Annotated in this window: 9 protein-coding genes; 3 read left to right on the top strand and 6 right to left on the bottom strand. The window is 46.6% G+C overall.

The window, feature by feature from the left end:
* Positions 1-137: 137 nt before the first annotated feature.
* Genes AC06L3_RS08160 through AC06L3_RS08145 form a run of 4 tightly spaced genes read right to left on the bottom strand, consistent with a single transcriptional unit; the run spans position 138 to position 5,147 of the window.
* Positions 138-1,688, bottom strand: a complete 1,551-nt coding sequence (locus AC06L3_RS08160; protein WP_475670126.1) for a serine hydrolase domain-containing protein — start codon at positions 1,686-1,688, stop codon at positions 138-140.
* A 58-nt stretch (positions 1,689-1,746) separates the two neighbouring features.
* Positions 1,747-3,192, bottom strand: a complete 1,446-nt coding sequence (locus tag AC06L3_RS08155; RefSeq protein ID WP_475670125.1) for a UDP-N-acetylmuramoyl-tripeptide--D-alanyl-D-alanine ligase — start codon at positions 3,190-3,192, stop codon at positions 1,747-1,749.
* A gap of 9 nt (positions 3,193-3,201) precedes the next feature.
* The gene (gene dut / locus AC06L3_RS08150; protein WP_475670124.1) at positions 3,202-3,642 is read right to left on the bottom strand and encodes a dUTP diphosphatase; all 441 of its coding nucleotides are present in this window, start codon (positions 3,640-3,642) and stop codon (positions 3,202-3,204) included.
* Between the two features lie 8 nt (positions 3,643-3,650).
* A complete protein-coding gene (locus AC06L3_RS08145) occupies positions 3,651-5,147 on the bottom strand; it encodes a lipopolysaccharide biosynthesis protein (RefSeq protein ID WP_475670123.1) in 1,497 nt (498 codons plus the stop codon).
* Positions 5,148-5,261: 114 nt separating this feature from the next.
* On the opposite strand from AC06L3_RS08145, the gene AC06L3_RS08140 reads away from it, so the two are divergent.
* Together AC06L3_RS08140 and AC06L3_RS08135 are read left to right on the top strand one after the other, a co-directional pair.
* Positions 5,262-5,954 carry a peptidylprolyl isomerase gene (locus AC06L3_RS08140; RefSeq protein ID WP_475670122.1) on the top strand — a complete coding sequence of 231 codons (693 nt, stop codon included), beginning with the start codon at positions 5,262-5,264 and terminating at the stop codon, positions 5,952-5,954.
* A gap of 1 nt (position 5,955) precedes the next feature.
* The gene (locus tag AC06L3_RS08135) at positions 5,956-6,417 is read left to right on the top strand and encodes an alanyl-tRNA editing protein (RefSeq protein ID WP_475670121.1); all 462 of its coding nucleotides are present in this window, start codon (positions 5,956-5,958) and stop codon (positions 6,415-6,417) included.
* On the opposite strand, the gene AC06L3_RS08130 is transcribed toward AC06L3_RS08135, so the two are convergent.
* Positions 6,418-6,906, bottom strand: coding sequence for a DUF456 domain-containing protein (locus tag AC06L3_RS08130; RefSeq protein ID WP_475670120.1), 489 nt, complete (start codon positions 6,904-6,906; stop codon positions 6,418-6,420).
* A 226-nt stretch (positions 6,907-7,132) separates the two neighbouring features.
* Positions 7,133-8,056, bottom strand: a complete 924-nt coding sequence (locus AC06L3_RS08125) for a tyrosine-type recombinase/integrase (RefSeq protein ID WP_475670119.1) — start codon at positions 8,054-8,056, stop codon at positions 7,133-7,135.
* A gap of 68 nt (positions 8,057-8,124) precedes the next feature.
* On the opposite strand from AC06L3_RS08125, the gene AC06L3_RS08120 reads away from it, so the two are divergent.
* The coding region (locus AC06L3_RS08120; RefSeq protein ID WP_475670118.1) for a restriction endonuclease subunit S domain-containing protein at positions 8,125-9,140 on the top strand (1,016 nt) is incomplete at its 3' end.

The raw sequence follows: 9,140 nt of genomic DNA, 5'->3' as shown, positions 1-9,140 counted from the left end.
TGATTATTTGTCTATTTTTGTTCATGGCTAAAGGACTATATTTGTTTTGTTTTCAACCACAATATAGTGATAATCAATGAATTATCAAACACTTTAGCCTTTTTTATTTTATATTTTATTCACTTGCGAAACTTGAGTTATTTAACTTTCTTGAAGTCTCCAACAGGATCGTTGATGTCGAATGTGAGTGATTTGACCTTGTTGCCCTCAGCTGAGAATGTGAGGTCGAAGCGGCCTGCACCAGGAACGCGGAACACGAAGGTGTTGCCGTTCTTGTGACGTAACGGACTGTTAACCGCCTTTACGCTGAAGAACAATGTGTCGTTCTGGGTGTAAACCTTTGCAGGGCCCCATACATTGTCAAGAACATACTCACCAACGTAAGCCTGGTTAGCAAGAGGTGCTATTGAATCAACAGCAGGTTTCTCACGAGGCTCTCTCTCCTTGAAGAGGTCGTCTGTGTATTCCTTCCAGTACTCGTTGTAGTTGGTAGGATTCTTCTCGCCATAGTAAAGGTCAATGAGGTCACGTGCGATACCAGCCTGAGGGTCACCTGTTGAGCCGTTGTTTGTGAGGAATACGAAACCGAGGTTAAGATCAGGAACGAAACCAACCAATGTTGTGTAACCGTAAGCAAGACCTGAATGTCTTATATAACGGCCGTGTCTGTTCTGCTCGATTGTCCAGCCCTGAGCGTAGGTATTGAGTGATTTCTCCGAGCATGAGGTGATGGTCTGAGGCGTGAACAGCATCTTGTGGTTCTTTGCTGTAATGACTGTGTCGCCCTCGTAAACGCCACCGCCAAGGTGCATCATAACCCAGTGTGTCATATCCTCTGCTGTGGTAACGATACCTGCTGCAGGAGCAACTGCTGAAAGCCATGTCCAACCGTCCTCGCGGTCATCCCTTTCGCTGACTTCTATTTCGTTCACATCCTTTGCCTTGTACATTCTGTATGGATGAGCAAGAATACCGTTGTTGAAAAGCGAATCATCCCAGTAAGCATATTTCAAGGTTGTGGAATTATCCATCTTCAGCGGTTTGTAGATTCTTTCCGCCATTGCATCCTCCCAGCACTTGCCGGTGTATTTCTCAATGATCTGAGCGGCAACTGAATACATTTCGTTATTATAAGCGTATGTGGTTCTGAAACTGTAGGTAGGCTGGATTGAGCCGAAAAGCTCAACAAGACCATCGCGGTCAAAACCGAAGAAAGGGCAATCGTCAAGAGCATACTCCTGAAAACCTGTCCTGTGGCACATGATGTCCCTTACCTGGAACTCCTCGTTGGCCCATTTGTCATAAAGCTTGAAATCAGGGAGATAGTTCCTTACAGGAGCGTCCCATTTGATTTCCTCGTTGTCATCGATGACAGTTGCAAGCAATGCGCTGGTGAAGGCCTTGCTGGTTGATGCAAGCACGAATTTTGTCTGTGGTGTTACAGGAACAGCCTCTCTTGTTGAATCACCCATTACGGCATTACCGAAGCCTTTGAGGTAAACAACCTTGCCGTCTTTTACAACGCCAACCGCCATACCAGGGACTTTCCACTCATCAATGGCCCTCTGACACATTTCATCCAGGCCATCCGGAATGCTCTGATAATATTTTTCTTTTGGGTCCTTGCAGCAGCTTGCAAGAACAACGATGGCAAGAGCCATCAGCATCAATGATTTAAAAGTTTTCATAGTTTATTTTTAGGTTTTATTTTCTTTTTCTACAGCGATAGTTCTGGAATATTTTCTTTTACAGCAGATCAATCAGCGTCTCCAGGTGAATTCCGTGGGAGCCTTTGATGAGCACCGTGCAGCCCTTGAGCGGTTCCGCCTTAAGTTTCTGAGCAAGTTCAGCAGCATCCTTGTATATGTAAATCTCTCCGTTTTCATCGGATGCGCTCAATGCATCAACAGCCTTCCCGAACTCCGCGCCAACCAGAATCACTTTCTCACACTCCAGCGCAAGCGCCTGCTTGAGAATGGCAATGTGTTCGTCAACGGAACCTGCACCCAGTTCACGCATGTCACCAAGGATCAGGACCTTGTGCTGGAAGGAGAGCTTGCCGAAATTTGCAAGGCTCACTCCCATGCTGCTTGGATTTGCATTGTAGGCATCAATGATAAGAGTGTTCCTGTCGCTTACCTTCAACTGGGATCTGTTGTTTGAAGGGCAGTATTTCTCAATGGCTTTCACAGCCTTCTTCCCCTTGATGCCGAAATATGTTCCAACAGTAAGCGCAGCCATTACATTGTCTGCATTGTAGTCACCTATGAGCTGGGTATAAACCCTGTGCCTTGTAACTCCGCTGTCAATGTCCGTGCTTGGAACTGTCATGCTCAGATACGGATTCTCCTTTTTCCTGAGAATGCGGGCTCCGTTGTTCTTCACTCCATATGGAATGATCTTCAGATCACGCTTATGTGCCATATCCATCAGCAGTGGATTGTCAACATTAACAAAAGCCATCTTATGGTAGGATACAAGGTTGTCGTAAAGCTCGCCCTTGGTGGCTATGATGGCTTCCTTGCTGCCGAAGCCCTGCAGATGCGCAGTGCCTACATTGGTTATCAGACCAAAAGTAGGGCATGCAAGCTCCACCAGGGTCCTGATTTCACCGGGTGCGCTGGCTCCCATCTCAACAACTGCAATCTGAGTCTGCTCGTTGATGCGCAGAAGGGTGTATGGAACCCCGATGTGATTGTTGAGGTTGCCTTGGGTTGCCACTACATTGAACTCCGTTGAAAGGACAGCCGTAATAAGTTCCTTTGTAGTTGTCTTGCCGTTAGTGCCGGTGAGCGCTATCACAGGTATCCTGTATTTGAGTCTGTTGAATCTTGCCAGCTGCTGCAGGCACACAAGCACGTTATCAACCAGCAGCATTCCACCTTTCCACTGAGCAGGCATCATTTCATTTCTGCTGCAATTCTGAATCCTGATCTTCCTTGCTTTACTTCCTTCGGGGGCTCCGGCCATTGCAACTTCCTTATTGTCAATAACGGCAATTGCCGCACCTTTTTCAAGAGCGCTCAAGGCAAATCTGTTGCCGTCGAATGTCTCTCCCTTGAGAGCAAAGAAGATGCAACCTGGCGTTATCTGCCTTGAATCCGTGCAGATTTGAGTTCCGTTGTGGAATTTCTCCCACAGGAATTCTATATATCTTAGCTTATCCTCAATTCTGGATTTCTCCTTGTCCATATTCTCAATTTATTTGCCGGTTGAGCCGAATCCGCCTGCTCCGCGCCCGCTCTGCTCAAGCTGCTCAACGCTCTCAACTTCAACCCAGTCAACCCTTTCGTGCTTTGCAACAACCATCTGTGCAATCCTCTCCCCAGGATTGATGGCGAAAGGCTCGTTGGAAAGGTTAACAAGTATCACCTTTATTTCACCGCGATAGTCAGCATCAATCGTTCCCGGGGCGTTGAGCACGCTTATTCCGTGTTTTGCCGCAAGACCGCTCCTTGGCCTGACCTGAGCCTCGTATCCTACCGGCAGTTCAATGAAAAGTCCTGTTGGAACCATTGCCCTCTGAAGCGGGGCAAGTTCAATGGACTCACCGATGTTCGCCTTGAGATCCATTCCTGCCGATGCAGAAGTTTCATACTTTGGCAGACTGTAGCTAGATTTGTTGACTATCTTGACTTTCATATTTTATGTTATTTATTACGCACCATGAATCTTGCAAGCAGGCCGCTGCGTTTTCCGGCATAGGCCAGATAAAGCAGAATGCCGATTGTACCAATAAGGGTTCTCAGCAACAATGACTGAGTCATATCCTGCAGGAATTTGAAGCCTAGGTATATAATGATGCCGGCAAGTATGTATTCACAAATCTTCTTCCAATCGTAAGGAATTCTGTAATGCTTGTTGCCAAGCCATACGCTGTAAACCAGCATTGCCAGACCGCTTCCAACGTGTGCCGCAACGGATGCCCAGTATGAGAACTTCGGCATGAACAGAACGTTTATCACGGCGGTTACCATAAGCCCGAGCAATGTTATTGTAATTGCGTATTTTGTGAGTCCGCTGAGCTTGTACCACATGCTTACGTTGAATATTATGCCTATTATCATATACGAGAAAAGCATGAATGGCACGGTGTTGAGCGCCGCTCTGAAATCGGTTCCGAGAATCAGGCCGATTATGTCCATATACAGCAGGATACCAACGAATATAAGCATGCAGAACGCAACGAAATATTCGTTGACGCTTGCATATAACTCCTTGGATCCCTTGTCCTTTGCTCTTGCAAAGAAGAACGGTTCGGCTGCATATCTGAACATCTGTATGAAAAGGTTCATTATCACGGCGAGCTTCACAGCCGCCTGATATACGCCCAGATCAGAACGCCATACGCTTCCCTCCGGGGCAAAGAACCTGAAAAGTATTCTGTCAAGGCTTTCGTTGATTGTGCCCGGCAAAGATGCAACCATGAGCGGCAGGGAGTAGACTAGCATCTGTCCTATGAGTTTTCTGTCCCATTTGATCTTGAAGTGAATGAATTCTGTTGTGAACAGCAGGGCGCAGAGGACGCAGCTGAGGAATACCGCAAATATGATATATGAGAAATCGGGTGTTGCCGGAATGAAATGTTCAAGGAAGGAGCCGGGATGAGCGGCCATGTATTTCGGTGCAACAAAGAAAAGCAGGAGGTTGAAACCGAACTCACCTACAATCTTGATGGTCTTGATTATTGCGAATTTGAAAGCTTTCTGCCTGTACCGCAACCTTGCAAAGAATATGGCTGTGATGGAATCCAGAGCAAGTATGCCGCCTGTATAAATCACCATGGCCTTGTAGCCGGGATATCCCATTGCACTGGCAACAGGGTCTGCGAACAGAACCATCGCTGTGAAAAATAAAAGGGACAGCAGGCCCACTATGATGAAGGATACGCTGAAAGGGGAGGCGTCGTCCCTGCCTTCCTGCTTGCAGCTGTTGGCGAATTTGAAGCATCCGGTCTCCAGCCCCAGCACAAGAACCACCTGAAGCACTGCAATGTACGACATTACTTCCGAGTATGCTCCATATTCCTGTGTGGATAGAATGCGGGTGTAGAGAGGTACGAAGAAAAAGTTTATCATCCTCGCAAGGATGGTACTCATTCCATATATGACCGTTTCACCGGCAAGTTTCCTTATTGCAGAAGCCATAAATTAAAGCGGCCATAATAGCCTTTTTACCGAATACAAATTTAGTCAAATTAGACAAACTTTATTAAATTTGTGTTCGATTGAACATAAAGAAGAATCTAAAAAACAAGCATAATGAAAAAACTATTTATTCTGTCTGCTCTTGCAGCATTTCTTTTCTCCTGCAGTGGAGGAAGCGACACAGGTGTTCCATCAGAGGAACCAGTCCAGGAGGAGGTCGCACAGAACACAACTGAAGTTGTGATGGTGGCCGAACCGGTGTTCAACATTGTAACCAATATGGGTACAATCAAGGTCAAGCTCTATGAAGACACCCCTCTTCACAAGGAGAACTTCTGCAAGCTCGTTGAAAGCAATTTCTACAATGGAATCAAGTTCCACAGAATCATCAAAGGCTTCATGATCCAGGTAGGTGACCCTAATACCAAGGATCCGAACGCAAGTCCGAAGCAGTACGGTTTCGGCGGCCCTGGATACACCATTCCTGCTGAAATTCTTCCTAATCACACCCACATCAAGGGAGCTCTCTGTGCTGCCCGCAAGGGTGATGCCGCAAATCCTGCAAAGGAGTCAAACGGCTCGCAGATCTATCTGGTTCAGGATGCGGCAGGATGCGCACAGCTCGACGGTGAATACACCATCTTTGGTGAAACACTGGAGGGCCTTGACGTTATTGACAGGATTGCCAGCGTTCCTACAGGCGAGAGAGACCTTCCTTTAAATGACATAATCATTGAAAAGATAGAGCAGGTGCTTCCTGAAACTCCAGCCGAAACTCCAGCAGAGACCCAGTCAAATGCTCAGTAACATGGAAGAGCCGGTTCTCAATGCGCACAACAAGGAGGAATATCCTCCTGTGCACACTACGGAGCACATACTCAACGCCACAATGGTGAAGATGTTCGGGTGCCCGCGTTCACGCAATGCGCATATCGAACGTAAAAAATCCAAATGCGACTACTTTCTCAGCGCCTGCCCTACAGACGAGCAGGTGCTTGAGATAGAGCGCAGGGTGAATGAAGTCATATCCGGTAATCTGGATGTTACAATTGAGTTTGTTTCCCGCGAGCAGGCGGCTTCAATCGTTGATTTGAGCAAGTTGCCGGGAAACGCTTCAGAAACTTTGAGGATAGTCAGAGTAGGCTCCTACGATGCCTGCGCATGCATTGGCGCACACGTGGCCAACACCAGCGAAATAGGCACTTTCAAAATCCTGAGCCACGATTTCAACAACGGCCTCTGGCGCCTGAGATGGAAGGTGGTGGAATAGCTACCAGCAGATTCTTATTATCTCCCACAGGGCGATAGCTGAGAAAATCACTTTTATTCCCGTTGACAGAATCACTCCTGCAAAGGCTCCCAGAGCCGCTTTAATGGAGTGGCCGAGGCCTTGCTGCTCCGCAACGAATTCTCCCAGGAAGGCTCCTGCAAGGCAGCCGAGTATCATACCTATCGGGGTAAGAAAAATGCCAATGAAGATTCCTATGAGCGCACCGCGTTCCGCCGACTTGTGAGCTCCTGTGAGCCTTGCAATCCTGCCCGGCAGCACGTAATCCATAATGGTGATGATTATTGCCAGCACAAGCCAGATTATGAGCCCCTTGATTGTAAGAGCATTATCCGCGGTGGCATTGAGTCTTGAAAAATACATGCACAGCAGAGCCGCCCAGCTCAGCGGCGGTCCCGGCAGAATAGGAATAATTCCACCAACTATTCCCAGTATTCCAACAATGATTGCAATTATTGCCAGTGCATCCATATCCTATATTTTTTGAAAATCAGTTGCAAGTTATAGAAAAGTTACTGAAGTGGCAAGTCGCAGTTTGAACAGACCATCTGAAGGACTCGCGCACAAGTGCGCTCGGCCCCTCCCAAGTTCGCAAGCTCACTTGGGCCCTCCCCCTATACCGGTCCGGGGGTGGACAGGCCTTCAGATGGTCTGTTCAAACTGAAAGAAGCAATAAACTAGTAATGTGATTTACACATTATTTCAAAAATTTGAAAACTTTATCCAAACATTTCTTCTTTTGTTCCAGATTAGGATGCACATACAGATTGAGCGTGGTGCCGATATTCGAGTGGCCGAGCAGCACACTGACGGTCTTATAGTCGCAGTTGCTCTCTATGCAGCGCGTCGCAAAACTATGGCGCAGGCCGTGGAATTTCATCGCAGGGATGCCGATTTCTGCCATCAACGCCTTGTAATAATTCCGGTAAGTCCTGGGCTCAATAGGATTGGCATCGTTGCTCAGCACGAAATAATCGGCATTGACAACTTTCCTGACTGGCTTCAGCATCTTCATCAGTTCCTTTGAAATAGGAATATCCCTGATTGAATTCTGAGTTTTCGGAGCTCCAATCATCAATTCGGTATAGCGTTCATCCTCATCCATCACATAAACTCTCTCGATGGTCTTCCGGATTCGGATGACACCTTCGTCAATGTCAATGTCAGACCAAGTAAGCGCACAAACCTCACCGATACGGAGTCCGCAGGAAAGGCAGATGTAGATACCAAGATTCCGGAACGTGAAATTCTCCCGGACATACTGCATCACTTTCCTGTGACTCTCGATACTGAGTACTTCCAATTCCGGCTTTTGCTGCACCGTGGGGAATTTGATATCCCAATCCGTCTTCCAGTCGCATCCCAGTTTTGTGCCGAAGCGGACAATCATCTTCAGGACGATGAGCATATCCCGAACGGTTTTCTGGGCCAGCCCATTGTTCAAGGAAGTAATGACGAATTCCTGGACTTTGCTTTCGCTGATGGTAGTCCGGTTGCCGAATGCCGGCAGAATGTGATTCTCAAGAATGAGAACGTAGGCTGCGTATGTCGATACCTTGACATACTGTTTCTTGTCCCTCCTCCAGAGGTCAGAAACTTCTTTGATTGTTTTCTCTTTCATAGAATGAATGTTTTTATGACAGAGAAATATACTACCGCAGTCCGGTGTAACTCCCAAAGGTCCCAGCTTTGAGATTCCCGGAGTTCAGCGGGGAGTGGGTTAAATATCGAGTTTCGGATTTCCTTGAATTCTATCCAACAAACTCCTTGTCTTGGGATCAATTGGAATACGATAGCGGCGAGTGCCTAAATCTGCATTATGGCTTGATTCATAATGGGCTTCCCGTTCAAGTAGATTTATCGAAAGACATTTTGCCGTCAATCAAAACAGACTTCTTTCCAAAGAAATACACTCTTTGTCAAGATGGCGATATTGCATTTGCTGATGCCTCAGAAGATACCAACGACGTAGGAAAAGCGATCGAATTCTATAATTGTGCTGGGAAAGATGCTGTTTGTGGGTTGCACACTATTCATGGTAGGGATAAACTGGGCATTACAGTCCCCGGATTCAAAGGCTATGTGTTTTCCTCAAGGGTTTTTCATGATCAAATAAAGACAATCGCACAGGGCACGAAAGTCTTCTCTATTAAGGCTTCGAATTTTGACGAAGTTTTCCTTGGCATTCCTTGCAAAGAAGAGCAAAAGAAAATTTCAAAGCTTTTGATGGCCATCGACGAAAGGATTTCTTCCCAAAGCAAGATAATTGAGGAACAGGAAACTTTATTGAAGTCGCTTAGACATAGGATCTTTTCTACAGTTCAAGCTGAGAATCAGTGTACTATAGGTGATGTGTTGTGTTATGAACAACCCACGAAATATTTGGTCTCCGACACGGATTACACTGATGATTGCAGTCAAATCCCGGTTTTGACTGCGAATAAAGCGTTCATTTTAGGCTATACTACGGAAAACTACGGCATTTACGATAAAGGGCCCTGTATCATCCTGGATGATTTTACCCTCGACTGCAAGTATGTCGATTTCTGTTACAAAGTGAAGTGTTCAGCAATTAAGATACTGCGAACAAAAGCCGGAATAGATTTGCGCTATATATTCGAGTACATTCGTTTCCTGGAGCTCAACACAACTGAACATAGACGTCACTACATTGCGGAGATAGAGCCAATGTCTATTCTCCTACC

The sequence above is a fragment of the Candidatus Egerieousia sp. genome (genome assembly GCF_056211015.1).
Note: the sequence above shows the minus strand (reverse complement) of the source record. Positions and strands in the feature narration are given on the sequence as shown.